22 protein-coding genes are annotated in these 26,528 nt (G+C 62.5%); 10 read left to right on the forward strand and 12 right to left on the reverse strand.

The features are described 5' to 3' along the window. Nucleotides 1-174 precede the first annotated feature (174 nt). The 4 genes from M8523_RS03840 to M8523_RS03855 all read left to right on the forward strand — a co-directional run bounded on the left by M8523_RS03840 (nt 175) and on the right by M8523_RS03855 (nt 2,382). Complete coding sequence (locus M8523_RS03840) at nt 175-933, forward strand: F0F1 ATP synthase subunit A (protein ID WP_282583518.1); 759 nt, start codon at nt 175-177, stop codon at nt 931-933. Nucleotides 934-980: 47 nt separating this feature from the next. After that, nucleotides 981-1,241, forward strand: a complete 261-nt coding sequence (locus M8523_RS03845; protein ID WP_428349759.1) for a F0F1 ATP synthase subunit C — start codon at nt 981-983, stop codon at nt 1,239-1,241. Nucleotides 1,242-1,302: 61 nt separating this feature from the next. Further along, the gene (locus tag M8523_RS03850) at nt 1,303-1,887 is read left to right on the forward strand and encodes a F0F1 ATP synthase subunit B (RefSeq protein WP_282583519.1); all 585 of its coding nucleotides are present in this window, start codon (nt 1,303-1,305) and stop codon (nt 1,885-1,887) included. Between the two features lie 9 nt (nt 1,888-1,896). Further along, the gene (locus M8523_RS03855) at nt 1,897-2,382 is read left to right on the forward strand and encodes a F0F1 ATP synthase subunit B family protein (protein ID WP_282583520.1); all 486 of its coding nucleotides are present in this window, start codon (nt 1,897-1,899) and stop codon (nt 2,380-2,382) included. 57 nt (nt 2,383-2,439) lie between these two features. On the opposite strand, the gene M8523_RS03860 is transcribed toward M8523_RS03855, so the two are convergent. Together M8523_RS03860 and M8523_RS03865 are read right to left on the reverse strand one after the other, a co-directional pair. Beyond that, complete coding sequence (locus tag M8523_RS03860; RefSeq protein ID WP_282583521.1) at nt 2,440-3,396, reverse strand: aminoglycoside phosphotransferase family protein; 957 nt, start codon at nt 3,394-3,396, stop codon at nt 2,440-2,442. Between the two features lie 66 nt (nt 3,397-3,462). Further along, nucleotides 3,463-5,430, reverse strand: a complete 1,968-nt coding sequence (locus tag M8523_RS03865) for a peptidoglycan DD-metalloendopeptidase family protein (protein ID WP_428349762.1) — start codon at nt 5,428-5,430, stop codon at nt 3,463-3,465. Between the two features lie 864 nt (nt 5,431-6,294). On the opposite strand from M8523_RS03865, the gene M8523_RS03870 reads away from it, so the two are divergent. Continuing rightward, nucleotides 6,295-9,288, forward strand: coding sequence for an Rne/Rng family ribonuclease (locus tag M8523_RS03870; protein ID WP_282583523.1), 2,994 nt, complete (start codon nt 6,295-6,297; stop codon nt 9,286-9,288). 57 nt (nt 9,289-9,345) lie between these two features. On the opposite strand, the gene M8523_RS03875 is transcribed toward M8523_RS03870, so the two are convergent. After that, nucleotides 9,346-10,512, reverse strand: a complete 1,167-nt coding sequence (locus M8523_RS03875; RefSeq protein ID WP_282583524.1) for a pyridoxal phosphate-dependent aminotransferase — start codon at nt 10,510-10,512, stop codon at nt 9,346-9,348. 185 nt (nt 10,513-10,697) lie between these two features. Between M8523_RS03875 and M8523_RS03880 the strand changes: the two genes are divergently transcribed. The 3 genes from M8523_RS03880 (at nt 10,698) to accC (ending at nt 13,652) form a co-directional block, all read left to right on the forward strand. Continuing rightward, complete coding sequence (locus tag M8523_RS03880) at nt 10,698-11,486, forward strand: DsbA family protein (protein ID WP_282583525.1); 789 nt, start codon at nt 10,698-10,700, stop codon at nt 11,484-11,486. 257 nt (nt 11,487-11,743) lie between these two features. Beyond that, the gene (gene accB, locus M8523_RS03885) at nt 11,744-12,253 is read left to right on the forward strand and encodes an acetyl-CoA carboxylase biotin carboxyl carrier protein (protein WP_282583526.1); all 510 of its coding nucleotides are present in this window, start codon (nt 11,744-11,746) and stop codon (nt 12,251-12,253) included. A gap of 37 nt (nt 12,254-12,290) precedes the next feature. After that, nucleotides 12,291-13,652, forward strand: coding sequence for an acetyl-CoA carboxylase biotin carboxylase subunit (gene accC / locus M8523_RS03890; protein ID WP_282583527.1), 1,362 nt, complete (start codon nt 12,291-12,293; stop codon nt 13,650-13,652). A 40-nt stretch (nt 13,653-13,692) separates the two neighbouring features. On the opposite strand, the gene M8523_RS03895 is transcribed toward accC, so the two are convergent. The 8 genes from M8523_RS03895 to M8523_RS03930 all read right to left on the reverse strand — a co-directional run bounded on the left by M8523_RS03895 (nt 13,693) and on the right by M8523_RS03930 (nt 24,066). Continuing rightward, entirely contained in the window at nt 13,693-14,433 is a 741-nt protein-coding gene (locus M8523_RS03895) for an aspartate/glutamate racemase family protein (RefSeq protein WP_282583528.1), read from the reverse strand. Nucleotides 14,434-14,445: 12 nt separating this feature from the next. After that, complete coding sequence (locus M8523_RS03900) at nt 14,446-15,450, reverse strand: WD40 repeat domain-containing protein (protein WP_282583529.1); 1,005 nt, start codon at nt 15,448-15,450, stop codon at nt 14,446-14,448. Between the two features lie 153 nt (nt 15,451-15,603). Further along, a complete protein-coding gene (locus tag M8523_RS03905) occupies nt 15,604-16,302 on the reverse strand; it encodes a GNAT family N-acetyltransferase (RefSeq protein ID WP_282583530.1) in 699 nt (232 codons plus the stop codon). A gap of 52 nt (nt 16,303-16,354) precedes the next feature. Then, complete coding sequence (locus M8523_RS03910; RefSeq protein WP_282583531.1) at nt 16,355-17,179, reverse strand: tetratricopeptide repeat protein; 825 nt, start codon at nt 17,177-17,179, stop codon at nt 16,355-16,357. A 743-nt stretch (nt 17,180-17,922) separates the two neighbouring features. After that, the gene (locus tag M8523_RS03915) at nt 17,923-20,637 is read right to left on the reverse strand and encodes a valine--tRNA ligase (RefSeq protein ID WP_282583532.1); all 2,715 of its coding nucleotides are present in this window, start codon (nt 20,635-20,637) and stop codon (nt 17,923-17,925) included. Nucleotides 20,638-20,648: 11 nt separating this feature from the next. Beyond that, nucleotides 20,649-21,293 (reverse strand): PopZ family protein, encoded by a 645-nt coding sequence (locus M8523_RS03920; protein WP_282583533.1) that lies wholly within the window; start codon nt 21,291-21,293, stop codon nt 20,649-20,651. A gap of 257 nt (nt 21,294-21,550) precedes the next feature. Continuing rightward, nucleotides 21,551-23,116, reverse strand: a complete 1,566-nt coding sequence (locus M8523_RS03925; RefSeq protein ID WP_282583534.1) for a TolC family outer membrane protein — start codon at nt 23,114-23,116, stop codon at nt 21,551-21,553. A gap of 251 nt (nt 23,117-23,367) precedes the next feature. Then, nucleotides 23,368-24,066: a protein-L-isoaspartate O-methyltransferase family protein gene (locus tag M8523_RS03930; RefSeq protein ID WP_282583535.1), complete on the reverse strand. Its 699-nt coding sequence runs from the start codon at nt 24,064-24,066 to the stop codon at nt 23,368-23,370. A 212-nt stretch (nt 24,067-24,278) separates the two neighbouring features. On the opposite strand from M8523_RS03930, the gene M8523_RS03935 reads away from it, so the two are divergent. Then, nucleotides 24,279-24,845 carry a DUF4337 domain-containing protein gene (locus M8523_RS03935; RefSeq protein ID WP_282583536.1) on the forward strand — a complete coding sequence of 189 codons (567 nt, stop codon included), beginning with the start codon at nt 24,279-24,281 and terminating at the stop codon, nt 24,843-24,845. Nucleotides 24,846-24,863: 18 nt separating this feature from the next. Here M8523_RS03935 and M8523_RS03940 read toward each other — a convergent pair whose 3' ends face one another. After that, nucleotides 24,864-25,370: a hypothetical protein gene (locus M8523_RS03940; protein ID WP_282583537.1), complete on the reverse strand. Its 507-nt coding sequence runs from the start codon at nt 25,368-25,370 to the stop codon at nt 24,864-24,866. Between the two features lie 171 nt (nt 25,371-25,541). Here M8523_RS03940 and acuI point away from each other — a divergent pair, with 171 nt between their 5' ends. After that, nucleotides 25,542-26,528: an acrylyl-CoA reductase (NADPH) gene (gene acuI, locus M8523_RS03945; protein WP_282583538.1), complete on the forward strand. Its 987-nt coding sequence runs from the start codon at nt 25,542-25,544 to the stop codon at nt 26,526-26,528.

Raw genomic sequence — 26,528 nt, forward strand, 5'->3', positions numbered from 1 at the left:
CTTGTCGGCAATATGACCCGCCTGCCGCTTTTCCGGTTCACAGCCTCTGACAAAATAGGTATGAGCCGCTGCAACACCCGTCATGGACATGGAAGCGGCACCTCGTTGCCGCATTAGTGACCATGGCGTGAAGCGCCCTCTTATGAGGGTGCGCAGGGAGACGAGGACATCGGCGTGCCGGAAAACGCAATCGACCCGATTCACCAGTTCAATATCGAGCGGATCTTCAACTTCCATCCGCTCGGCCTCGACGCGTCTTTCACCAATGCGTCGCTGCTGATGCTGATCATCCTGGGTCTCGTTTCGCTGTTGATGATCATCGGCACGTCGCAGCGCTCCATGGTGCCGGGACGTCTGCAATCGGCGGCCGAGATGAGCTACGAATTCGTGGCCAACACGGTGCGGGGCACGGCGGGCGATGCCGGCATGAAGTTCATGCCGCTTGTTTTCAGCCTGTTCATGTTCGTGTTCTTCGCCAACGTGCTAGGCCTTCTGCCCTTCAGCTATACGGTCACCAGCCAGATCGTCGTCACCTTCGCGCTGGCGGCTCTCGTCATGGCCGTCGTGATCATCTACGGGATCGCCAAGCACGGGACGCATTTTCTAAACCTCTTCGCTCCGTCCGGCGTATCGCCGATCATCCTTCCCTTTATTGTCCTGATCGAAGTGATCTCCTTCGTGGCGCGGCCGATTTCCCTCTCGGTCCGACTGTTCGCCAACATGCTGGCGGGCCACATCACCTTGAAAGTCTTTGGCGGCTTCATCGTCCTGCTGCTTGGCGGCGGGTTCGCGACGGCCTTGCTCGCTCCCCTGCCCTTTCTCGGCATCGTCATCCTGACGGCGTTCGAACTGCTGGTGGCCGTGCTGCAGGCCTATGTCTTCGCCATCCTCACTTGCGTCTACCTCAACGACGCAATTCATCCGGGCCACTGATAAATATCCAACAACAAACGTTGGCCCTACCTCGAACGGAGTTTGAAATGGATCCTCAAGCAGCCCAGGCGCTTGCCGCCAGCTATATGGACGCCGCCAAGTACATCGGCGCCGGCCTTGCCGCCATCGGCATGGGCGCCGCCGCCATCGGCGTCGGTACGATTTTCGGCAACTTCCTGACGGGCGCGTTGCGCAACCCGTCGGCCGCTGACGGCCAGTTCGGCCGGGCCTTCATCGGCGCGGCGCTCGCGGAAGGTCTCGGCATTTTCGCATTCCTCGTCGCGATTCTGCTGCTCTTCGTGAAGTAACGGTTCGGGCGGCCGGAGCCTTGCGCCGGCCGCCCGCCTTCTTGGCTTTCCAGGATCTTTGATGGCTTCTCCCCAAACAGCTGCCGAAAGTGCCGTCGTGAAGACAGAACTCGCAGGCGACGCCACGCACCAGGCCGGGGTGTTCCCTCCTTTCGACGCCCATAATTTCCTGCCCCAGATCATCTGGCTGGTGATCATCTTCGGGGCTCTCTACTGGCTGATGTCCCGTGTGGCCCTGCCGCGGGTCGAGGGCATTCTCGAAGCTAGACGGCACCGCCTTGCCAAGGATCTTGACGACGCCGCCAAGATGCAGGCACAGGCCAAGGCTGCCGGCGAGGCCTATGACAAGACGCTGGCCGAGGCGCGCGCGCGCGCCCAGACGATGGCGCAGCAAACGCATGACAAGCTTCATGCGGAATCAGAAACCAAGCGTCATGCCCTCGATGCCGAACTCAACGCGAAGCTCGCCTCCGCCGAACGGCAGATCGATGACATGCGGACACGTGCGATGACGAATGTCGCGTCGATCGCGGAAGACACGGCAATGGTGCTCGTTGACCACCTCACCGGCCGAAGGCCGGACCGTCAGTCGGTGAGCGCTGCCGTCGCTGCGACTTCCGCCACTTCGGCCGTCAAAGCGAACTAGGAGCGCGCCATGCATTTCGACGCTGAATTCTGGGTTGCGCTCGGCTTTGTGGTGTTCCTCGTCCTGTTGGCCTATGTGGGCGCCCATAGCAAACTGACGGTTGCGCTCGATGCCCGCACCAAGCGGGTCTCGGATGAACTCGCGGAAGCCAAGCGCCTGCGCGACGAAGCCGCGGCGGTGCTGGCAAGCTTCAAGACCAAGGCTGCGGAAGCCGAAAAAGAGGCCACGGCCATTGTTGCCCAGGCGCGGGCTGACGCCGAGGCCCTGGCCAAGGAGACCGAAGCCCGCATGGCGGACTTCGTGGTGCGCCGCACCAAGCAGGCCGAGCAGAAGATCGCCATGGCGGAAACCCAGGCCGCGGCCGATGTCCGTGCCGCCGCCGCCGATGCCGCGGTGGCAGCGGCCCGAAGCGTGCTTCGCAACGATCCGCAAGGCACGGGCGCGTCGAGCCTTCTGCAGCGCGAGATCGACATGCTCAAGAGCCGCGCTCACTGAGGGGATATCACCCTTAAGTTGATGGCGGCCGAGCAGCGAGCCGCGATCAGCTCCATCTTAGAGGCTTGGAGACCATAACAGGTCTTTGAGGTCTCCAAGGGTGCCGACCTTGTGCTGCCATCCTTCGATGCGGATGTGGCGCAACGGGTCGCTTGCTCGATGTAGGAACATGAGAGTCAAAAGCCGCTTCTTCAAAGCGGGGGTGATGTCGGCGCCTGTATAGCCGAAGCCCTTGAACAGGCTGGCAATGCGGCCGGGCGAACCCGCTGACATGAAGGCACTTGGGCCGAGGAGATCGTATTCGCCAAGCCCGGTCATGACATCCCCGAAATCGAAGAGCCCGGAGAGCCGCCAGCCGTCTTGATGTGGCAGCATCACGAAATTCTCAGGAATATACTCCCCCGTGAGAATCACCCGCGGCGGGTTCATGGGAATGATCGACGACGCCGATCCGATCAATTCATCGAGCTCGTCCCAAAACTTCTCGGGCAGTCCAAGTCGGATATGCCGATCGCGACAATCGCGGATCTGTCGTTCCATAAGGGTCGGCCAATCGGGTGTCAGACCGGACAACTCACCCAAGGGTGCGGCCTCAACCTGTCGGATCGTCTCGCCGATCTGCTGGAGAATGCTCCCCTTCTGTCTCTCGAGAAGGCCAGGCCAGGCATCCTGTCCAAGGTGACCCTCAAGACGGGTCAGGACGAGATAGGGCCAAGTGTCCCGCTCCCCTTCGGCGACGATCGACTGAATGCCGACGTCAAGCCGTCCAGACAATTGGTGGAGCGAGGCCCGCTCTGCGATGAACTGATGCCGCAGGATCGGCGGAAACACTTTCAAGATATGATCGCGGCCGAGGGCGACGACGAGGTTCGTCCCCGTGTTGAAACGCTCCGCACGCGAGTGCGGCACATGATGAGCCCGAGCGATATCCCGGATCTCCGCGAGCCAATTGTCGGGATTATCGCGCCATAAGCTGAAAGCGTCCCAGGTTTTGATGTCGGGAAATCCGGCCATTGGCGCAAGCCTGCATTCGGGCATCACACCTGACGCCGCGTGGAGTTTCCCTAAAGGCTGCCCACCTCAATTCGCGGCCGCATGCTTGCTCGTCTCGGGCACCGCGTTTGGCGCACTCGCCATCAACGTGTCGATGCGATCGTGCTCCTTTTTGAAGCTGGCCAGCGTCTTGCCGTCCATTTCGCGGGTCCGCGCAAGCTTCACGCGCATCGGGTCGACGAAATGGCCATTGACGATCACCTCGTAGTGCAGATGCGGACCGGTCGCCAAACCGGTTTGGCCCAGATAGCCGATCACCTGGCCCTGACGCACGTGCAGCCCATCCACAATGCCCCGCGCGAAGCCCGACATGTGCGAATAAGTCGTCACGTAACCGTTCGGATGCTGGATCTCGATGTGGTTGCCGTAGCTTGAACTCCGTTCGGCCGTCAGGATGACGCCGCTGCCAGCGGCCAGGATAGGTGTGCCGATCGGCGCGCCCCAATCCACGCCCGTGTGAGGTCGGCTGTAACCGAGAATCGGGTGGAACCGCATGCCGAACCCGGAGGTGACCTCACCGACAGGCACGGGCTTTCGGATCAGGAACTTCCGTGTCGAGCGTCCGTTCTCGTCGAAGAAGTCTGTGGTTCCGTCTGTCGGGTCCTGGAAACGATAATAGCGATAGACCTCGTTGCGGACCGTGATCGACGCAAACAGGAGGTCGTCATGGTCCTCTCCATCGGAATAGAAGGCATCGAACGTATCGCCAGCTGACACCGAACGCTGGAAATCGACATCGTTGCCGAAGATGCGAACGAGGTCGTCGATCACCGATTTCGGCACGTTCTGCTTGAGCGCTGTCTCATACAGGCTCTCGTAGAGCCGCATGCCGCCGGTGTCTCCGTCGTCATCGTCATCGTCCTTGGGGGCGGCCTTCAAGAGCGGCTTGGTGTCGACGCGCGACACCTGCACATAGTCGCCGACGTCCTCCATGGCCACCGTCGTCTCGAGCGTTTCGTCAGCATAGACAGACAGGCGCACGATTTGCCCGGCCGCCCTACCGTCGGGACGGGCGATCAGCAGCTTGAGACGTCGCCCTTCCGCAACCGGCGCCTCGCCCCGCTTGGCCCCGAAGGCCGTGACGATGGCATGGATTTGATCAGGGTCAGCGCCATTGGCGCGCAACACGCTTTCGAGCGTCTCCCCATGATGCAGAACCACCAGTCGTTCCGAACTGTCGGCCCCGTCATGGTTCCGGCTCGATTGCTGCACGACCGTGACGTTCTCGGGCACCATCTTCACTTCGATCGAGGAGAAGGGGTTGGCGAGCGGGTTCTCCGGTGTCGCATAGCTCAGCGTACCAGCGAAATTCATCGTGGCGCGCGTCGTTCGCATGAGCAGCAATTGCGCCGGGAGAACGCTCAGAGCATCGCTGCCTGACCCGGTTGTCCGCAGATACTCGCTCACTTGCGCCTGCACTTCGTCCTTGCCCAGCGCGCCCGCATAGCGCGCCGGGTCGATGCTCGCGAGGTCATGCGTCGTGAAGGAGACATCGCTGTCGTCGAGCGCCGGACCGGGATCGATCGGCGTGTCGGCTGGCGCCTGTTCGTCGCCGGCCAAGAGCTTCAACGGATTGAAATCTGGAACCTGATCGGCAAAGCCGGTCGGCGCCAAAGTGAGTGTCGTGGAAACGCGGGTGAAGTTCTGCGTTCGCAGCACCTGCTTGTCGCCCACCGTGATCGTCACGGGCGCCGCAAAGGTCTGCTTTTCAGCCACGATGTCGGCCGATTTGACCAAGCGGTCCGCCCGCTTCAGAGCCTCGCCGGAGTCGCGGGCGCCGGAGGGAGAATTTGCGACATAGTCGGGTTGTTGGGGCGTGACTGTCCCCCGGTCGAGCACGCCATAAATCGCGGATCCGATGAGACCCGCGCCCGCGACGCCTGTCATGACCGTTCCAAGCAACCAACGGAGGGACACACGACGACGGTCGAAAGCAGCGTGCTGGCGCCCGCTCGCCTCGATCGGCGGTTCCACTCCCAGATCGATCAACAACACGCGATCCTGTCGCTTCGGATCAAAAGAAAGCGCGAAGGCGGTCAAGACGCCACCATCCCGTTTGGAACGGCTGCGAACTCGGCCGACCGGCCCTGTAGGCCAAGTGTTGTAGCTATCCCCGACACCCTGACAAGCCTATCCTTTATTTGGCAGACGGGAGCTGTAGGCTCCTGGAACGTGGCTCGAATGAGGCTCGCTCTCGTCAGTCCGGTATGGAGCCGCGATGGCCCGGCAGCCATGGAGGCGAAGCGGGGCGTGGGCTCACCACATGGCAGGCCGCTTGATCCTTGCCAAACCAGACATAAGCTGTTTATCTGCGACCCGTTCAGGCTCCGATGATAGCAGTCGTGGAAGACAACGGGCACAGCCCGACGTTCACGCGATGCAAACCGGGGCACGGTCCGCCTCCTTTGTGATGAAGGGTTTGCGGTGCCTTTCGGCGTTGATCGCCGGCCCAAGGTCGCTCGATCGCGCACCTGAACAATTCGGTCCTAAGAGGCCGTTGGCTCAAGGGGTTGAAGGCCATGTGCCTCCCGGTTCGGGGACTGCAAACGCCGGTACGAAGCGCATCGCGGCACGGTGCTGCGGCCTTCGTTGACGGCGTGGCAGCCTATCCGTTCCACCCGCATGGCTTACCCTGTGCGCGCTCTGCCGTTCCGGGCCACGTGACGAACCCACACTCCCCGGTGAGTTCGGCCTTTCGCGGCCAATCTTCGGCACAGGGCCTGCTGAAACCTCTTCCTTACGTTTCCCTGTCTTTGCGGACGCCGCAGTTCGATTCAGGCCGGTGCCTGATCGATTCGGCTTGGCGCCGGACCCCTTCGCGGGACCGCGGCAGCGCAATCCGCCACTTAAGAGATCCCTATGGCAAACAAAATGCTCATCGATGCCGCACATCCGGAGGAAACCCGGGTTGTGGTTCTACGCGGCAATCGCGTGGAAGACTTCGACTTCGAGTCGGCTTCCAAGAAGCCTCTCCGCGGTAACATCTACCTCGCGAAAGTAACACGGGTCGAACCCTCGCTTCAGGCCGCTTTCATCGAATATGGCGGCAACCGGCACGGGTTCCTGGCCTTTTCGGAAATTCATCCCGATTACTACCAGATCCCTGTCGCGGATCGTCAGGCTCTTCTCGAAGAAGAAGCGAGAGCCCATCGGGAGGAGGACGACGAACAACGTCCGACCGCACCGCGCCGGAGCCGGCGCCGAAGGAGTAACGGTCACGCTGGGCAGCCGCGGCGCGCAGGTGCGGATGGCGAGGAAACCGAACTCGAGAACACCGAGGCCCATGCCGAGGACATTCAGTCAACGGATGAGCCCGACAGCGCCTTTTCGACCGAGCCGACGCACGATGGCTTCGAGGACACGCAGTCGGACCCCCCGGCGGTTATCGATCTTGCCGACGAGAGCATGAAAGACTCCGCCGAAGCATCCTCTTCGGCTTCTGAGACCGTGCCCGTTCACCTGGACTCGGCGTCCGAGCAAGATGTCGACGACCCGTCACATCGCGACGCCATCCCGGCGGCCTCTCACGAATCCCCTGAAAACCGTCTTGTCGGCGATTTCGAGACAGCGGAACTGGTTACCGCCGAGAGCGATACAGCCGCAAGCGAGGATGAAACGGTCGAGCAAGGCGACACCGGCGAAGGCGACGAGAACGGCGTGCCGCGTGACGAGGAGGTCGTCGAGCAACTGGGCGGCGACGCGCTCGAAGACGTTCCGCATCGCACCCCCCGCTTGCGGAAGCATTACAAGATTCAGGAAGTCATCAAGCGCCGCCAGATCCTCCTCGTGCAGGTGGTCAAGGAGGAACGCGGCAACAAGGGAGCCGCGCTCACGACTTACCTGTCGCTTGCCGGACGCTATTCGGTGCTGATGCCGAACACGGCGCGCGGTGGCGGCATCTCCCGCAAGATCACCGATAGCGATGACCGCAAGCGCCTGAAGGCGATCGCTCAGGAGCTCGAAGTCCCGGAGGGCATGGGGATCATCCTGCGCACAGCCGGCGCCGCCCGCGGCGAGCAAGAGGTCAAGCGCGACTTCGAATATCTGCTGCGCATGTGGGAGACGGTGCGCGAACTGACGTTACGCTCCAGCGCCCCTATGCTGGTCTACGAGGAAGGATCGCTGATCAAGCGGGCGATCCGTGACCTCTATTCGAAGGAAATCGACGAAATCCAAGTGGCTGGCGAAGAAGGGTATCGCGAAGCCAAGGATTTCATGCGCCTGCTCATGCCGACGCATGTCCGCAACGTCGTTCCCTATCGCGACTCGCAACCGATCTTCGCCAAGGCCGGGGCCGAAGCGCAGCTTGACGCGATGTTCTCGAATCATGTGACGCTGAAGTCAGGCGGCTATCTCGTCATCAACCAGACCGAAGCGCTCGTCGCGATCGACGTGAACTCGGGCCGTTCGACACGCGAGCATAATATCGAGGACACGGCCCTTCGGACAAACCTCGAAGCCGCTGACGAGGTTGCCCGTCAATTGCGGCTGCGCGATCTCGCCGGTCTGATCGTGGTCGACTTCATCGATATGGAAGAAGGCCGCAACAATCGCGCGGTCGAGCGGCGTATCAAGGACGCGCTCAAGAATGACCGTGCTCGGATCCAGGTCGGCCATATCTCGCATTTCGGTCTACTCGAAATGTCGCGGCAGCGGATCCGCACGGGCGTACTCGAAGGATCGACCGTGCTCTGCCCGCATTGCGCGGGAGCCGGGACGGTTCGCTCGACGGCATCGATTGCCCTGCATGTCCTTCGGGTGCTGGAAGATCACCTGATCCGCAGTGCGGCCTATAATCTTATCGTGCGAACCCGCATGGAAGTGGCGCTTTATATCCTCAATCAGAAGCGCGCTCACCTGAACGACCTCGAAAGCCGCTTCGGGGTAAGCATCACCGTGATGTGTGACACGTCGCTGACCGGGACGGTGTACCACGCGATCGAGCGAGGGGAAGCGGCCACGCCTGTGGCGGTACCCAAGAGCAAGAGTCCCGCCCTGGGCTCCAATGAGGCCGTGGAGGATCAGGACTTCGACGATGTCGAAGGCGACGAAGATGTCGCCTCGGACGAGGTCGTTGAGGCGTTCGGCGAAGCAGTTGCGGTCGACCAAGATGCCAGTCATGGCACGGACGACGATCAAGAAGGCAGCGATCGACGCAAGCGCCGGCGTCGGCGGCGGCGCGGCCGGGATCGTGACGTTCGATCCGGACAGCCGATCGACGCGGATGCTGATCAGCCTTCCGACTCCGGCATGGAGACCATGGCGCGCATTGGCGGCGATTTGCCGCACGAGCCTATCGAAGAGTCTGACGTCGAGGCTGAAACTCAGGTTTCGGACTTTCGCAGCAGCCCGGCCACTTATGAGGAAGCTGACGTCGATGCCGCGCCTGTGGCGGAAGTGGTTTCGCCTGCTTTCATTGAAGAAGAGGTGAAGGAACCCGCAGCGCCACGACGCAGGAGGAGCCGTCGGGCAACTCCATCCGCTGCAGCCATAGCCGAGACCCCGGAGGCGATCGATGCCGAGGCAGCGCCAGCGGCGCCGCGTCGATCACGTCGCTCCCGTAGCCGGGTGGTCGAGGAAGCACCGAGTCTCGACCTCGATCTGCCCGCCAAGGCGTCGCCATCGGCGGACCGCGACATCGAAGCAGTCACGGCCAGGAGCCAACCGGCAAGCGCCGAGGACACCATGGCCGAGCCCGCTACTTCTAACGCCCCTCTCCCGATCGAACCCACGACTCCGGTCGCGCCTCCGACACAGGCAGCTCCTGCTCCCGAGCCTCAGGACAACGAGCCTCCCCGGCCGAAGCGGTCCGGATGGTGGCAGCGTGCCAAGGCGACGATCACGGGCGAGTGATAGATCGCCTCCGCCGCGTTTGGTCGGCGGAGGCCTTTGCCGGAAACGGATGCGAAATCAAGATGGTGGAAGCCAGGCACCGATGCGCTGCACGGCTTCCGCGATCTCCGCGGTCTGGCCCGCGAAGGACAACCGTAGCGTGCGGTGACCGCGATCCGGGTCGAAGTCGACCCCCGGCGTCGCCGCGACCCCGGCTTCGTTCAACATCCGCCGACAGAATTCCACCGAATCGTTGGTGAAGCGTCCGATGTCGGCATAGACGTAGAAGGCGCCGTCAACAGGATGAATGTCGGCAAAGCCCATCTCCGGTAATCCTCCCAGGAGGATGGCGCGACTGGCGGCATAGCCTTGTCTTATGTCGTTCAGCTCGGCCTGTGCATCGAAAGCCGCAAGCGCCGCGATCTGGCTCAGGGTTGGAACCGAGATCGAAAGGTTCTGCTGCAACCGCTCCATCGTTCGTACAAGCAGGTCAGGGACGATCAGCCAGCCGATCCGCCAACCCGTCATGCAGAAGTATTTGGAGAAAGAGTTCACCACGACGGCGTCCGCCGAGAACTTCAAGGCCGTCTCGGCCGGCTCTTCATAGGTCAGGCCGTGATAGATCTCGTCCGAAATGAAGCGGATGCCGAGCTCGTCACATGTCAGAGCCACTGAGGCGAGATCCTCCGGCGACATCATGGTGCCAGAAGGATTGGCGGGGCTCATCAAAAGGACGCCGTCGATTCGGCATTCCGCGTGAGCACGGCGGATCGCCGCCGCATCCACGACATAGCGGCTCGCCCGGCTGGTCGGCAGCGACACGACTTCGATCCCGAGGGCTTGGAGGATGTTGCGATAGGCCGGGTACCCCGGCGCCGCGATGGCCACCCGTGCTCCAGCGTCAAACAAAGCCAGAAAGGCGAGGATAAAACCGCCGGAGGAGCCCGTCGTGACAATGACGCGCTCAGGGTCGATCGTCTGCCGATACCACTCGCCATAGTGGCGCGCGATCCTGGCCCGCAACGCCGGCATGCCGAGAGCCTCCGTGTAGCCGATCCTGCCCTGCTCGATCGCGCGGGCGGCCACCGCCCTGACGCTCAAGGGCGCGGGAGCCCCCGGTTCGCCAACCTCCATGTGGATGATCCGGGCGCCGTCCCGCTCACGCGAAGCGGCGGCACTCATCACGTCCATGGCAAGAAAAGGTGCCACGGCGCTACGTCGGGAGGGATGCAACATGGTGACCATCGTGGTTGAAGGCGGTTAAATGCGAGGCTCAGTCTGCGTCGGGGCTGGCGTTCGGCCGTAGAACGTCAATGGCGTTCGAGATCTCTCCGCCGCAGCCCCGAGATGGACATAATCGCAAGGTCCATGCTCAACTCGTTTCAAGCGCACGCCGTCGCCGACCGCCCTTCTCGTTTCAGGAGCTTCCCATGTCCGTGTTTGCGTCAGCTTGCAAGGGATTGCGACGTCGTTTCGTCGGCGCCCTTGGTCTGGCACTCCTCATGAGCGCACCGGCCATGGCGGCCGAATTCAGCGACGCCCAGAAAACCGAGATCGGTCAACTCGTCAAAACCTATCTGCTGCAGAATCCCGAAGTCTTGCGCGACGCGATGGTGGAACTCGACAAGCGCGACAAGGCGCAGGAAGCGCAGAAGCGTGAGACGAACGTTCGGGACCAATCGGCGCTTTTGCTGAACTCGCCCTATGGGGAAGAGTTGGGCAACCCAAACGGCAAAGTCACGCTGGTCGAGTTCTTCGACTATAATTGTGGCTACTGCAAACGGGCGCTGGACGACATGGCCAAGCTCCTGAAGACCGAACCTGAGCTTCGGGTCGTGCTCAAGGATTTCCCTGTCCTCGGACCGGGGTCCGTCGAAGCCGCGCAAGTGGCCGGTGCCGTGCGCAACCAACTCAAGGGCGAGAAATTCTGGGCCTTCCACTATAAGCTCCTTTCCACCCATGGTCCGGTCGGCAAGGCCCAGGCGCTGGCGGCCGCGAAAGACTCTGGCGTGGATATGGACCAGTTGTCGAAGGACCTCGGTAGTCCGGCGGTGAAAGCCGGCATCGAGCAGAATATGCAGCTTGCGGATTCACTCAGCCTCACCGGCACGCCCTCCTACGTTCTCGGCCCGGAGGTCGTGGTCGGAGCCGTCGGCTACGACGAGCTCAAGGGTCGGCTCGACAATGTGGTGAAGTGCGGGAAGGCGTCCTGCTCCTGACAAAAGCTGGCTTCACACCGTCGCAAACCTTTCCTTCCCTCGGAGGTGGGTTTAATGAGGGCGGATCATGGCTTTGCGTCTTCACCCTGCCGAGGTCGTCGTTTCGGCCTCCGCATTTATGACCTGTATTATCCGATGACCCCGAGCCGAGTGGCTGGCCGAAACAGGCTGTTTGCGCCAACGCGCGGCGTCGCCTTTTCCAAGGTTGCCGCCATGCGCCGAGAGACACTTCAACAATGATCCGAAACGGACTACGCGTGCGCGCCAAAACAGATCCTTCCGTCGCCGGTGAGGAGAGAGACCCCTCGCCAATCGACGCCGACCTGGTGCGGGAACTCGCTCAACTGGTCAGCGAAAGCGATCTCGCGGAAATCGAAATCGAAAAAGGCGATCTTCGCATTCGTCTCACGCGGCACCATCGGGGCAAGGCCTCTCCAGCGGCAGTTCCATTCGCGCAGACTGCCGCCGTTCCAGTGGCACAGCCCACCCCGGCAACTTTGGCGGCGCCGGCCGCCTCGGCAGAGATCGACCCGGCCTCGCTTGTGAAGTCACCGATGGTTGGCACCGTCTATCGGCGTTCGAACCCTGAATCGAAGCCGTTCGTTGAACTCGGCGCAAGCGTTAAGGCCGGCGACCGGGTCCTGCTCGTTGAGGCCATGAAGACCTTTAACGATATCGTGGCGCATAAGTCGGGGACGGTCTCGGCCATTTTGGTCGAAGACGGCCAACCAGTCGAATACGGCGAACCCCTGATCGTCATCGCGTGAGTCGCGGCGCGCGTCGACACTCCGGAGATTGATGATCATGTTCGACAAGATACTGATCGCCAACCGCGGCGAGATCGCATTGCGAGTCCTGCGGGCCGCGAAAGAGCTCGGCATCGCGACTGTGGCGGTGCACTCGACGGCCGATGCCGACGCGATGCACGTCAAATTGGCTGACGAGAGCGTGTGCATCGGGCCACCGCCCGCACGGGACAGCTACCTCAACATTCCGGCGCTGCTGTCGGCCTGCGAGATCACCGGCGCGGATGCGATCCATCCCGGCTATGGCTTCCTGTCCGAGAACGCCCGTTTCGCCGAGATCCTGGCGGAACACGACATCGCGTTCATCGGCCCCAAGGCCGAACATATCCGGATCATGGGCGACAAGATCGAGGCCAAGAAGACCGCGCGCGCGCTTGGTATTCCGTGCGTTCCGGGATCGGAAGGCGGGGTGACGGACGATGTCGAGGCGGCGCGGGTCGCAGCGGAGATCGGCTATCCGGTTCTGGTCAAGGCGGCGGCGGGTGGCGGCGGACGCGGCATGAAGGTCGCCCGGACCCCGGAAGACCTGTCAGAGGCGCTTTCCAGCGCCCGCACGGAAGCCAAGGCGGCCTTTGGCGATGACGCGGTTTATCTCGAAAAGTACCTCGAGCGCCCGAGACACATCGAAGTCCAGGTGCTCGGCGATGGCCGTGGCGCCGCGATCCATCTCGGTGAGCGTGACTGTTCGCTGCAGCGCCGCCATCAGAAGGTCTGGGAGGAAGGGCTGTCGCCGGCTCTCAATGCGGATCAGCGGCTCGAAATCGGCAACATTTGTGCAGAGGCGATGCGCCGGCTCGGCTATCTTGGGGTCGGCACGATCGAGTTCCTCTACGAGAACGGCGAATTCTACTTCATCGAGATGAACACCCGGATTCAGGTCGAGCATCCGGTAACCGAGATGATCACCGGCATCGATCTGGTGAACGAGCAGATCAAGATCGCCGCCGGTGCGCCGCTCGGACTGACGCAAGCAGATGTCCGATTTTCGGGTCACGCCATCGAGTGCCGGGTCAATGCGGAGAACCCGACGACCTTTCGGCCCTCACCGGGACGTATCGCCTATTACCACCCACCCGGAGGTCTTGGCGTGCGTGTCGACAGCGCGGTCTACCAGGGCTATTCGATCCCGCCCAACTACGATTCCCTCGTCGGCAAGCTGATCGTCCACGGGCGCACTCGCACCGAGGCGCTCTTGCGGCTGCGACGCGCCCTCGATGAGTTTATCGTCGATGGGATCGAGACCACGCTGCCGTTGTTCCGACGCCTTGTGCGCAATGTCGACGTCCAGAACGGGGATTACGATATTCACTGGCTGGAGCGGTATCTGGCAGACGAAGAGATCGCTGGCGGACAAGTTTAAGCGTCTATCCAGCGACACCTCCGCACCCGCTCCTAAAGGACTATTTTGACCGAAAGGCCATCCCGGCAAGCATGCCGGTATAGGGCTTCGGCAACGGGAAAGCGAGGTCACCTCGTTTGCTGGTGTTGATGCCAAGGCCGGCCAGTGCCTCGATGAATTTCACCGCCACGCCGACACCATCGATCACCGGGACGCCGAGTTCATGGGTCAGGTCGCGTGCGAGGTCGGCCATGCCGCCGCAGCCGAGCACGATGGCACCCGATCCGTCCTCATCAAGGGCCCGGCGGCACTCGTCGACGATCTTGCGGCGCGCATCCGAGGCGGGATCTTCCAGTTCCAGAACAGCCAGTTCGGTGGCCCGCACGCGACGGCAGTGCCGCTCCATGCCATAGGCATGCACGAGATGCTCGGCGATGATCCGCGTCCGCCCGAGGGTCGTCACGACACTGAACCCGGTCGCAACGAAACTCGCGGCATGCATGGCGGCTTCCGCGATCCCGAGCACCGGGCCTCGCGCGGCCTCGCGGGCGGCGAGAAGGCCGGGGTCGCCGAAACAGGCAATCACATAGCCGTCGCAGCCCTCGCGCTCTCCCGCCCTGATCTCCTCAAGCAGACCGATGACGCTCACGGCCTCGTCGTAGTGCCCCTCGATCGAGACGGGACCCGTTGGGGATGTGGCGCCGACGATCTCGGTTCCCGGCGCCGCGGCTGCCTTGGCGGCGGCCACGATGGTCTGGGTCATGGACGCGGTGGTGTTCGGATTGATGACCTTGATTCTCATGAAGGGCTCGCGTCAGGTTGGAAGTCGGATAAGACCGGCATCGCCGCCCCGTGTTCCGAACAGCAGTCGCTCGCCTTTGTCGTCCCAGGCCAGGGCTGAAACGGCCCCCCCTTCGGACCGCTCCAAGCGCACCGGAAGCTCGGACGCATCCGACAGCCGACACATGAGGACAAAACCGTCGTCATAACCCATGGCCAGCACCATGGCTTTGGGGTGGAAAGCCACCTGTGTGATCTTGGCGGTTCTGACGCCGCATTCGCGTGGCTGCTTGCCCATGGGACCGGTCTTGCCCTCGAAGGGCCAAACCACACAGGCTTCGGCACCGGATGTCGCAAGCCAATTGCCATCGCGCGACCAACTGAAGGAGCGCGGCTTTGCCGGATAGCCGGACATGCGCATGTTGCCGCCATCGGCAAGGCGCCACCCGTGCATGGAATTTTCCTGCATCGACGTCACCAGGAACCGCCCATCGGGCGACCAGGTGACGTCGAGATGCGAACCCTTCCAGGTCAAGGAGTCCGGAGCCTCCGCGGTATTGGGAAACCATAGCGAAGCGCCATTGTAGTGCGCGATCGCCAAGCGATAGCCCTTGGGCGCGAAGGCAAGTCCCCGCGCCGTCGAGGCCATAGCTATCGTCTTTACCTCGCCCTTGGCGGAGCGGGACCGCACCGTTTTGCCTGCCGACCAGGCCGCTGCCCCATCGGAGCGGAGTGCCACGGCGTCGATCCACTGACCTTTCTCGTCGCCGAGAACCGTCAAAGTGCCCTTCGCATCCGTCGCCACGACCCGGCCGTCATCGCCACCCGTCAGCAGAAGATCGCCGTTTGTCGCCGCGACCAGAATGCCGGCATCCGGGTGCGCCTCGACGCGTCGGCCCGGATCCTCGGCGAAAAACACCGCACCATCCCCGAGGGCCAGAACCGGCGTCGCGCCCAGAAAGGCCGCCGCAGTGACATGGGCACCGGCGCTGATCGGCACGACGCTGTCGATCAGGGAGGTGGCAGAGGCTAACGCCATAGGGACTACCGCTCGTTCAACACATGCCGCGCAAGGGCCGGCGGGGCTGATGTTTCAGACGCCGGGTTCTACCCTGTCAAGCCAAGCAACCTTGAGCGCAGGAAACAATCCCCGATCACCATGAGACGAACCCGAAAAATCAGGCGCCGCGATCTATTTTGGATTGCGGAAAGACGCCAGGGACGCCTTCTGCCGTCCTTCCGCGTCGAAATTGCCAGGCGCGAGCCAAGCCTCGAATCCGTTTTTCACAGCCGGCCATTCGGTGTCCAGCATGGAATACCAGGCCGTATCGCGATTGCGGCCCTTCACGATCATGTGCTGGCGGAACACACCCTCGAAAGTGAAGCCGAACCGCTCCGCAGCCCGTCGCGACGGCATGTTGAGCGCGTTGCACTTCCATTCATAGCGACGATAGCCGAGGTCGTCGAAGGCATGGCGAGCCAGGAGATACATGCTCTCCGTCGCGCCTGGCGTGCGCTGCAGCAGCGGTGAGAACAGGATGTTGCCGGTCTCGATTGCCCGGTTCGCAGTGTCGATCCGCATCAAGGTCGTGTGGCCGATGGCCTTTCCGCTCCCCTTGTCCAAGATCGCGAAGAAGAGCGGGTCCGCCGACGCAGCCTTTCGGGCGATATGCTCGCGAAAACCCGCGAGATCCGGAAAGGGACCATCGGGCATGTAGTCCCAGAGCCACGCATTCTCGGCCCCGCCCGCGATCGGAAACAGATCGTCGGCATGGGCGGCGGCGAGGGGAACAAGCCTGACGAAACCGCCGGTCAGGGTACCGGGTTCGGGACGGGTCGCGTGACCCGGTTGGACGATCGAGCCGAGCGGGCGTTCATGTCCCAGCACCATTGCGTCCATCCTCGATCACCCGATCTCCCGCCGGAGCGGAACGCCTCAGGTCCTAATTCCTGTGGCGCTTGTCATCAGCATAGAGGATGGCGACCTGCCGGTCAGCCTCGGTCGCCGAAGCGGCTGCCTTGTTATAGAGATCGATGATCCAGGCGTCGCGCTGATCGGTAGCGGCATCTTTGGCAAGCATTAGCCACATCAGACCACGGGCGCGCTGCCGGGCAACGCCGTCGAAGCCGTTGAACAGCATGTGCCCGAGAAGGGCTTCGGCCTCCTTATGGTTTTTCTCGGCGGCCAGCGCCATCCAGCGCACTGCCTGACGGACATCTTTCGGGATGCTGTTCGCGCCGTCGAGATAGAGCCTGGCAAGATTATATTGGGCGTCTGCGCTGCCGAAATTAAGCGCAGCATATTGGAACATCTCCAGCGCCCGTTCGGGATCCGGTTTGATGTCCGTATTGGCGATGCCGTTCAGATCGTAGACGCCGAGCGCCACGAAGGCATTCGATACGACCGACATATCGCGGATGCTTCGATTGTCTTCATCATAGCTCTGGATGATCTGCGTGAAGTACTCGAAGGCTTTGGCATCATCCTGCGGCACACCATCGCCGTCGGCATACATCTTGCCGAGCTTCCACCGCGCCAGCGGATTGCCATTCGCGGCCGCATATTTGAAGGCTTCCACCGACGACTTGACGTCTCCGGCCCGATAGCCCGCAATGCCCTGGCGAAGCGCCTGCAAAGGATTAGTGAAATTCGACAGCGGCGTTTTCGCGTCAGCCGGCGTCTCTGCCGATCCATCGAGCGCAAAAGCCTGAGTGGTCGCACACCCGACCATCAATGCAACAGTGAGGCAAAGGGCACGATCACGCATCGAGACCGCTCTCCATACGATCGGTCCGACGGGAACGTGACGCCCCAATCCCTACGATGCCGTGTGTCCCGACCATCTGGTGATCCGCCCCACTCAACCATCACAACCGCGCCCCGCGGCACCGTGATCTTCCCAGAGACCCGGCCCCATACTGCGAGGATCGCGACCCCCGAACCTTCCGGCTAGCGTCGAACTTCCCGATCTGAACGACCGATGAAGAACCAAGCAATCAGAACTGTTCTAGGTAGGTCAGATTAGCGCGGCGTTTATGGCGCAATAGCGGCACCCGTCAGCAGGCAGACCGAGAGGTTTCGAAACGAAAATGGGTGTGTCTGAAACAGCACGATCCCGCCAGGTACCAGTGAATGACTTGCCTGTTCTCAGTTTGGCAAGGTTACCGCTAGGTACAAGCCGCATCTACAACGAAAAGGTCTTTGTTGTAACCTGATTGTTACACACAGGCGATGTCCGACAGGGGGACGTCTAAGTCCTGCAGCCCGTCGCGACAGGCTGGAAGCGGCATGCCCTTCGAAAGGGTGGCTTAGAGAGCGACTACCATGTCAATTTCTCCAACTGAACTCTGAGTAGCGAATACTTGGACCGAGCATCGCAACCACCGCCAAGATCGAGCCCAACGTAGGAATGCGTGTGGAGGCCGACGCATCGTCCAGGTTCGTGGACGCGTACCTTCGAGCAGGATCGACAAGAGACAAACTGGCGCAGCCTCTCCAGCCTCGCCCACCTTATCCCCCGATCTGGCGAAGCGCGTCCTCGAGCTTGTTGATCCGGACGCGGGTCTCGTCCACACGTGTCCGGGTTTCCTCGATCACCTCTTCCGTGGCTTTGGCCAGGAAGCCCGGATTTGCGAGCTTGGCGTCGAGCTTGCCGGCCTCCCCCTGAAGCTTGGCGGCTTCCTTGCGCAATCGCGCCGCTTCGGTCGCGACATCGATCACATCGGCGAGCGCCAGGGCCGCGACTGCGCCCACTACAGGGGCCTGTACCGACCCGCGAGGAGCATGATCGGCCCGATCGATCGATGAGAACCGGCCGAGGCGCTTCACCGTGTCGGCCCAGCGTTCGGAACGGTCCCAGGCAATCGGATCGCTCGGGACAAGGGTCATGGGAATAAGAGCACCGGCCGGGACGTTCAACTCCGAGCGGATTGAACGGACCGTAGAGATCAGGTCGATGACCCAATCGAGTTCGGCCTGCGCCTCGGCGGCCCCGAGACCTGTTGTCTCGGGCCAGCGGCCGAGCGCCAGGATCGTCTCTCGTGCCGGCCCCGCCTGTCCCGTGATGGACCAGAGCTCTTCCGTGATGAATGGCATGAAGGGATGCAGGAGCGCGCAAATTCCGTCGAGCACATAGGCGGTAGTGGCCTGGGTCTCGCTTCGTGCCGCCGCATCCTCGCCGGCGAAAACCGGCTTTGCAAATTCCAGATACCAGTCGCAAAACAGGTTCCAGACGAAACGATAGGCAGCTCCCGCCGCATCGTTGAACCGGAACGCCTCCAGAGCCGAAGTCACTTCGGCAACGGCCTCGGCAAAGGCGCTCAGCACCCAACGGTTGAGGGTGGATTGAACCCCGCGGGGTTCGAACCCGGCCACCCGGGCGCAGCCGTTGATCTCGGCAAAGCGCGCCGCATTCCAGAGCTTTGTGCCGAAGTTGCGGTACCCTTCGATGCGGGACGTCGCGAGCTTGATGTCGCGTCCCTGCGCCGCCATGGCGGCCAGCGTGAACCGGACGGCATCGGCGCCATATTGATCGATGAGCACCAGGGGATCAACGACGTTCCCCTTGGATTTCGACATCTTCTGCCCCTTCTCGTCCCGCACGAGGGCATGCATGTAGATATCCTTGAACGGGACTTCCCCGGTGAAATGCAGCCCCATCATCATCATGCGGGCGACCCAGAAGAAGATGATGTCGAAGCCGGTTACGAGCGTCGAGGTCGGATAAAAGCGCCTGAGCTCGGGCGTCTCCTCCGGCCAGCCGAGCGTCGAGAAGGGCCACAGCGCAGACGAGAACCAAGTATCGAGAACGTCTTCGTCTCTGGTCAGCGCGACCGGCTTGCCATAATGCGACGCGGCCTCCGCCTCGGCTTCCGCTTCGGAGAAGGCCACGAACACCTTGTTGTCTGGCCCATACCAGGCCGGGATCTGATGGCCCCACCAAAGCTGACGCGACACGCACCAGGGCTGGATGTTCTCCAGCCATTCGAAATAGGTCTTTTCCCAATTTTTGGGAATGAAGGTCGCTTGGCCGTTGCGCACGGCTTCAAGGGCTGGACGTGCCAGCGTCGCCGCATCCACATACCACTGGTCCGTCAACCAGGGCTCGATCACGACATTGGAGCGATCGCCGTGCGGCACCGTGAGCGCATGCGGCTCGATCTTGTCGAGGAGCCCAAGCTCTTCCATACGGGCCACGATCCGCTTGCGTGCGACGAACCTGTCCTGGCCATGCAGGTCGAGCGCCCAGGCAGACGCCGCCGGATCGACGCCCGCCAGAAAGCCTTCGTTGTCCTGAAGCGTCAGCTTTGCCTCGGCATCGAAGATATTGATCAAAGGCAGGTTGTGCCGCTTGCCGACCTCGAAATCGTTGAAGTCATGCGCCGGCGTGATCTTGACCGCGCCCGAGCCCTTTTCGGGATCGCTGTAGCTGTCGGGCACGATCGGGATCAATCGGCCGACGAGGGGCAAGCGGACGCGCTGGCCTTGCAAATGTCGGTAACGCTCGTCGTCCGGATGCACGGCCACGGCCGTGTCGCCCAGCATCGTTTCCGGCCGAGTCGTCGCGACTGTTATGAAGTCACCCGTGTCCTGACCGGCAGCATCGACGATCGGATATCGGAAATGCCATAGGCTTCCCTTGGTCTCGACAGGAATGACTTCGAGATCGGAAATCGCGGTCAGGAACTTGGGGTCCCAATTGACCAGCCGCTTGTCCTTGTAGATCAACCCCTGGCGATAGAGGGTCACGAACACTTTCAGGACCGCTACACTCAGGCCTTCGTCCATGGTGAAGCGCGTGCGCGACCAGTCACAGGATGCGCCGAGCCGACGCAATTGCCCGATGATCTGCCCGCCGGATTCCTCCTTCCAGGCCCAGACACGGTTCACGAAAGCCTCTCGGCCCATTTCGCGCCGGCCCGGTTCCTGACGCTCCATCAATTGCCGTTCGACCACCATCTGGGTGGCGATGCCGGCGTGGTCCATACCGGGCTGCCAGAGGACATCCTTGCCGCGCATCCGCTCAAACCGGCAGAGCACATCCTGCAGCGTATTGTTCAGCGCATGACCGATGTGCAGCGAACCGGTGACATTGGGCGGCGGAATCATCACGCAATAGGGTGCGGCGCCCGCGCGTTCAGGACGACCGGCGCGAAACGCGCCGGTTTCGTCCCATACCCGCTCAATGCGCGGCTCGACCTCTCCGGCCGCAAACGTCTTTTCCATCACGATTCAGTTTAATCCCGGCTGCGCCCGCCACGCGCCACGCGTTCAATCTCCGCCCGCACCAACCGCTCGACGATGCTCGGCAAATGATCGTCGAGCCACGTCTTCAGCATTGGCCGGAGGGTTTCCCGCATAATGCGTTCGACGAGGCCTGGATCCTGCAGCATCACGCTTTCGGCCAGGGTCTGGAACGAAGATGTAATCGAAGCGCCCGCCACAGGCGATATCAATGGCTCGACGTCGTCCTGATAGTCGTCATCATGATCGGATGCGCTCAACGCGAAGGTCGGTCGATGATCCACGCCTTGATCCCCCACGTCATGGGATTCGGCCGCATCCGTGTCCACCGGAGGCTCGATTTCATGCGCCGGCTCCGCCGCCTCGTAGAGTGTCTCCGGGGCCGCAGCATATGAGCCGCGCAGCATGTCACCATGCGATGCCTCGACATGTTCAGGAGTCTCCTGAAGTGCGATCGAGGATGACATGTCATCTGTGGGCGCGGAGAGGTCTTCTGACGCCTGGGCAGGTGCAACGTCCGGCTCGTGCGGGGCGACCGGTGGCGTCCGCCGCGTCAGGCCGCCCAGACCCGACCGGCCAAGGCTGTTCGATTGATCCTCGGCGATGATCCGACGGATCGACGCCAAAATATCTTCCATCGAAGGTTCGTTAAGATCCGTGTGCGAGCCTTCAGCCTCCGACGCGCGGGCCGAAGTGGTGGTTGATACTGCCATGCCTCGAAGCGTCCCTAATGGTGTGTCGTCGAAACAGAACATCGGCATCCGCCGCCGAATGCCGATCTCTTTCTTCGCCAACGTAATTTGCGCGGCTCTTTCCCACTAGGCAAGAGTCCGCGGAGGTTTTCCCACGCGATCGCGCCACCCGCCAGCCATCTTAGGCCGGCCGCGACTGCAACTTACCTGCCGTCGGGGGTCCGCAAGCCGACCCATTTGTCCTTCACTTGCTCGAAATGCACGACAGGATTGTATTCCTTGACGTTCAGACTGAGGATGCCGGTCGAGAGTCGGCCGATCGAGGACAGCACCGCGTAGGTCGCGACCACACGATCACGCTGCGCCCCAACGAGAGCCACGCGAGCATTGAGCAGTGTCTGCTGCGCATTGAGCACATCGAGGGTCGTCCGCTGTCCAACGCGCGCCTCCTCGCGGACGCCATTGAGAGCGATCTCAGATGCATTCACGGCGGACTGGTCGGACTGCACCACGATCCTCGAACTTTCGAGCAAGCCCCAAGCTGAAATCACCGCCGCGCGAACCTGATCGCGCACGACATCGACCTGGAACCGAGCCTGCCCGAGACTTTCCTTGGCCTGGCGAATGGTCGCATAAGGGGCGCTCCCCTCATAAATTGGCACGTTGATAGCGCCGCCCACGAAGCCCACAAAGGCGCTGCTGCCCGCCACGTTCGAAACGTCGTAGCGCTGGGCCACGGAGCCGGAGAGGCTGACGGTCGGAAGCAGAGCACCCTCGGCGATCTTCACCTGGAGCTCGGCAACGTCGACATTGTGCAGGGCCGCTTGCACGTTGGGATGTTCGACCTGGGACACCGTGATCGCCTGCGCGAGTGACGTCGGCAAGCCTCGCGTCAGGGGTTGCGCCGGCTCGAGCCGGGTCGGCTGCTCACCGACGACCTGCCGAAAGCTGGCAATCGAATTCTGGAGGTTGGCCTGGGCGGTGTAATAATCAGCCCGTGCGCCCGCGAGCCCGGATTCGGCCTGTGCCACGTCGGTACGCGTCACCTCGCCGACCTTGAACCGATCATTGGTCTGGCGGAGCTGTTCGTCCAAAACCTTGATGTTGCTGTTGCGCAATTCGAGCGTCGCGGTATCGCGGAGCACGTCCATGTAGGACTGGGCCGCACTCTGCAGCACGCTCTGAACCGTGTTGCGCAGGGTTTCTCGCGAGCCGAACACATTCGACTCGGCCTGACGGACCGAGTTTGTGGTCCGAAGGCCATCGAACAGAGTTTGCGAGACCTGCAGGCCCACGCCTCGCGGCACAGTATCGGCGACTCCGGCTGCACCCGAGCTGGTCGTCGATCCTAACCCGGTTGTGGTTCCAGTCGAACCCGCCGTACCGCCGACCCCCGTTGCCCCGCCGACCCCGGTCGAGCCTGTGTTTCCGGTCGCTCCAGTCGCGGCCGAAACGGCGCTTGAAGCCGTTGTGCCAGCGCCCGACGCGTTGGAATATTGATAACCGACATCGCCCGTGGCTGCCACATGCGGCAGGTAGCCGGAGGTCGCGATCGGCACGTTCTCGTCGGCCGCACGCGTACCGGCACGCTGCGCATTCAGCGAGGGGTTGTTGTAGTAGGCCTTGACCAAGGCTCCATTCAGCGTTTCCGCGAACGTGGGAACGACGCTGCCCGTCAGGGCAACGCCAGCCAGAAGAACCGCCAGGCTTCGACGACCACGAAGGTCGCGATTGCCATTGGGATGCCTCCTCACAGACGCAGATCGCATCCCGCTCACACCATCCATCAATCGACCTCGACCCTGATGCGGCACATCTACGCGCGAGATGGGAGACGAATCGCGCATCCCTCGCGGCCGCAGGTTGGCTTCAGTCTATCGCGAACAAGGTTGAGTGGCGCCGATTCTCATTAACGAAACGGGATAAAGTTCCCTGGTGGCGCAAAAAAGCGACACAACGAGAAGTTGAACAAAACCCGGCACCTCGGTGCCCAAGCAGGCCAGGCGCTGGCCTGTGCGGTTCAGAAGGCGAAGGTTTCAGCCACGCGGAACTCTTCGAGAACGGGTGCGGAACTGTCGAAGAGGCTCCGGGTGCTGACGTCGGCGCCAAACCGCTCGAAGAGCACCGCCTTGCCGCTGCGGCGCACGCCATCGAATACAGTCTTCTGGATCGCCGCCATCCGGCCTCGCGCTGCGAGTTGGGCCAGCAGGGTGTCGCAATGTGACTCGACCGCGCCGGGCACGACGATCAGATCGAAAGGTGCGCCCGCGGGGTCACCCGCAATCAGCGGTCCCGTCTTCGCCGTGACATTCACGAGGCCTAGAACCTGAAACGCCGCCGCGGCTTGCTCCGACAAAGCCGCGTCTGACTCAAGCGCCACGACGTTCGCGACAAGGCCGGCAACGATCGCTGCCGCATAGCCGGTCCCGCCACCGACCACGAGCACGCGATCCGTCAGTTCAAGCTTTGCACCTTGAAGCATCCGGGCCAGAACCATCGGGGCGAGTTGAGCCCGCTTCGTGCCGCTCCCCACCGTTAACACCGCGTCGGAATAGGCGAGATCCGCCAATTCAGGAGGCAAGAAAAACTCTCGGGGGATCGTGTAGAAGCGGTCGAGCAACGGCTGGTCCGTGACGTCGAATGTTCTGATCTGGTTGTCGACCATTGCACGACGCGCCGGCAGCGTTGCAGCCGGGTCTCGGCCGATCCTCTGATCCATTGCAGCACTCGTTCCCTGAATGTTCGTCGCTCGCCCAACCGACATCTCGCGCAAGGATGCGGACGGCTGCGACCGCGCTTATAGCGGGTCAAAAATCCGCATGTCCATGTCCATTGAGCACGCCGCAACAGTTGGCCCTGTCGCAAGTCGCTTCCTGGTGGATCCCAAAACCGCTATGGCGTCGCCACGGGGCATCCCGAGAGAGCCAAATCATGAGCGAGTCGCCCACCGAACAATTCGAACACGCCGAACATGCCGAGCATGCTGCTCATAGCGGCGACAGCTTTCTCAGCACGGTCTCGGTGACGATCGCGATCCTGGCCGTGGTTGCCGCCACCGTCGGCAGTTTCGAGACCCTGGAGAGCGGCCAAGCCATTTCGGACAAGAACGAATCGGTTTTGATCCAGAACAAGACCGCCGACACCTGGGCGTTCTTTCAGGCCAATTCCATCAAGAAGAACATGTTCGACATCGCGGCCGCTGCCGGCGGTCCGAAAGCCGACGGTTACCTGGCCAAGTCGAAGGAATACGAGGCCCAACAGAGCGGCGCCCGAAAGGAAGCCGAGACGCTCGAACATGAGCGGGATGCCAAGCTCGAAGACAGCATGCGGCACGAACATCGGCACCATACGCTGACCGTCGGCGTCACTCTGATTCACGTCGCGATCGCGGTCGCGACCATCTCCATCATTATGCGGGGCCGGCGTTGGCCTTGGCACGCTTCGATGATCCTGGGCGCTATCGGTACGCTCATCGCCGGCTACGCCTATCTGATGTAGCCGGCCGTCTCGCGCGGTCTATTTTCCTGCTGCTTTGAGACGCGTGTTGCACTGGCTCAGATATTTCGGCCAGGTCAGGCCGGGCGTCTGGGTCGTGAGGGTTGCTTTGTTGGCCCGCCACTCGGCACCGCATTGCTTTTCACGAGCGATGAAGGCGGCCCGGCCGCCTGTCGCCGGGGCGCCAGCGGTCGCTGCCTTGGTGGGTGCGGGAATGACGGGAGCCGCTGCAGGCGGGGGAGCGGCCGGCGCCGGATTCAGTGGATTGGCGGTCTGAACGGCTGGCGCCGCTGGTGCCGTGGCGGGTGTTGCGGTCGATGCCGCCGCCGGGTCGGCCTTGAGCTTCGCGGCGCAGTCGGTCCGATACTGATTCCAGTTCATGCCGTTGAGGGTCCCGGCTGCCTTGGCGGCCTGATATTGCTGCCCGCACTGCTGCATCACCGTCACGGCGTGCCCGGACGAGATGCCGAAGCCCAGAGCTGCCACCATGGACAACGACAAAACGAGACTCTTCGACCGGCGATCCATTAACATCCCCTCAGATTCGGCCGCTCGTCGACCGCGTCCGCCCTAGATATGACGAGAGCAAGGCGGCGCCGGAGCGTCCTCGAATCGTCAGCCTCCGTCAATCCTCAATCAGGGCGCTGATCCGACCGCATCACCATTACAGTTCCCGACAAGGATCAATTGGAGACGCCGATGTCCCGCTTCAAAGCCCTCGTGATCGACAAGACCGGAGAGGCGCAATCGGTTCAGGTTCGAACCGTCGATCGATCGGAGATGATGGCCGGCGATACCTTGGTCCGGGTGACGCATTCGACCATCAATTACAAGGATGGCCTTGCCATCACCGGGCGGTCGCCTGTCGTTCGGCGTTTTCCCCTGGTGCCTGGCATCGACTTCGCCGGTGTGATCGAGGAGACGACCGACCCGCGCTATGCGCCGGGCGACGCCGTGATCCTCAACGGCTGGGGCGTCGGAGAAACCCACTGGGGCGCCTATGCTGAACTGGCGCGGGTGCCGGCAGACTGGCTGATCCCCCTGCCCACGGCGTTCACGCCGGCGCAGGCCATGGCGATCGGCACCGCCGGCTATACTGCGATGCTGGCCGTGATGGCGCTCGAACGGCACGGCCTGACACCCGCGCAAGGGGCCGCGATCGTCACCGGGGCCGCGGGCGGCGTCGGCTCAGTGGCAGTGGCGCTGCTGGCCAAACTCGGCTGGCGCGTGATTGCATCGACCGGTCGCGCTGAGGAATCGGAATATCTTAAAAGCCTCGGAGCTGCCGAGATCCTCGATCGCGCCGCACTTTCCTCCCCCGGGAGGCCGCTCGGCAAGGAGCGTTGGACGGCTGGCGTCGATTCAGTCGGCTCCCACATCCTCGTCAATGTTTTAAGCCAGACGAAAGCCGAGGGCGCCATCGCGGCGTGCGGGCTCGCGGCCGGCATGGATCTGCCCGGCACAGTGGCTCCCTTCATCCTGCGCGGCGTCTCCCTGCTCGGGATCGACAGTGTGACGGTGCCGCGCGAACGACGCATCGCGGCCTGGGAAAGGCTCGGAGCCGACCTTAGTCTCGGCACCCTCGCGACCATGACAACGACGATCGGTTTCGACGACATCGTTCCGACCGCCCATCGGATCGTCGAAGGCGGCGTGCGCGGGCGTGTCGTGGTCGAGATCGGGTGA

The organism is Lichenifustis flavocetrariae (assembly GCF_026130545.1).
GTDB classification, from domain to species: domain Bacteria; phylum Pseudomonadota; class Alphaproteobacteria; order Rhizobiales; family Beijerinckiaceae; genus Lichenihabitans; species Lichenihabitans flavocetrariae.

What these genes read in the sequence shown, in the direction of transcription:
- M8523_RS03845 (WP_428349759.1), top strand. Translation starts at nt 981, where the DNA reads ATGGATCCTCAAGCAGCCCAGGCGCTTGCCGCCAGCTATATGGACGCC.
- accC (WP_282583527.1), top strand. Translation starts at nt 12,291, where the DNA reads ATGTTCGACAAGATACTGATCGCCAACCGCGGCGAGATCGCATTGCGA.
- M8523_RS03925 (WP_282583534.1), bottom strand. Translation starts at nt 23,116, where the DNA reads ATGCGATCTGCGTCTGTGAGGAGGCATCCCAATGGCAATCGCGACCTT.
- M8523_RS03880 (WP_282583525.1), top strand. Translation starts at nt 10,698, where the DNA reads ATGTCCGTGTTTGCGTCAGCTTGCAAGGGATTGCGACGTCGTTTCGTC.
- M8523_RS03870 (WP_282583523.1), top strand. Translation starts at nt 6,295, where the DNA reads ATGGCAAACAAAATGCTCATCGATGCCGCACATCCGGAGGAAACCCGG.
- M8523_RS03860 (WP_282583521.1), bottom strand. Translation starts at nt 3,396, where the DNA reads ATGGCCGGATTTCCCGACATCAAAACCTGGGACGCTTTCAGCTTATGG.
- M8523_RS03910 (WP_282583531.1), bottom strand. Translation starts at nt 17,179, where the DNA reads ATGCGTGATCGTGCCCTTTGCCTCACTGTTGCATTGATGGTCGGGTGT.
- M8523_RS03915 (WP_282583532.1), bottom strand. Translation starts at nt 20,637, where the DNA reads ATGGAAAAGACGTTTGCGGCCGGAGAGGTCGAGCCGCGCATTGAGCGG.
- M8523_RS03920 (WP_282583533.1), bottom strand. Translation starts at nt 21,293, where the DNA reads ATGGAAGATATTTTGGCGTCGATCCGTCGGATCATCGCCGAGGATCAA.
- acuI (WP_282583538.1), top strand. Translation starts at nt 25,542, where the DNA reads ATGTCCCGCTTCAAAGCCCTCGTGATCGACAAGACCGGAGAGGCGCAA.
- M8523_RS03940 (WP_282583537.1), bottom strand. Translation starts at nt 25,370, where the DNA reads ATGGATCGCCGGTCGAAGAGTCTCGTTTTGTCGTTGTCCATGGTGGCA.
- M8523_RS03905 (WP_282583530.1), bottom strand. Translation starts at nt 16,302, where the DNA reads ATGGTGCTGGGACATGAACGCCCGCTCGGCTCGATCGTCCAACCGGGT.
- M8523_RS03855 (WP_282583520.1), top strand. Translation starts at nt 1,897, where the DNA reads ATGCATTTCGACGCTGAATTCTGGGTTGCGCTCGGCTTTGTGGTGTTC.
- M8523_RS03850 (WP_282583519.1), top strand. Translation starts at nt 1,303, where the DNA reads ATGGCTTCTCCCCAAACAGCTGCCGAAAGTGCCGTCGTGAAGACAGAA.
- M8523_RS03895 (WP_282583528.1), bottom strand. Translation starts at nt 14,433, where the DNA reads ATGAGAATCAAGGTCATCAATCCGAACACCACCGCGTCCATGACCCAG.
- M8523_RS03900 (WP_282583529.1), bottom strand. Translation starts at nt 15,450, where the DNA reads ATGGCGTTAGCCTCTGCCACCTCCCTGATCGACAGCGTCGTGCCGATC.
- M8523_RS03875 (WP_282583524.1), bottom strand. Translation starts at nt 10,512, where the DNA reads ATGGTCACCATGTTGCATCCCTCCCGACGTAGCGCCGTGGCACCTTTT.
- M8523_RS03935 (WP_282583536.1), top strand. Translation starts at nt 24,279, where the DNA reads ATGAGCGAGTCGCCCACCGAACAATTCGAACACGCCGAACATGCCGAG.
- M8523_RS03930 (WP_282583535.1), bottom strand. Translation starts at nt 24,066, where the DNA reads ATGGATCAGAGGATCGGCCGAGACCCGGCTGCAACGCTGCCGGCGCGT.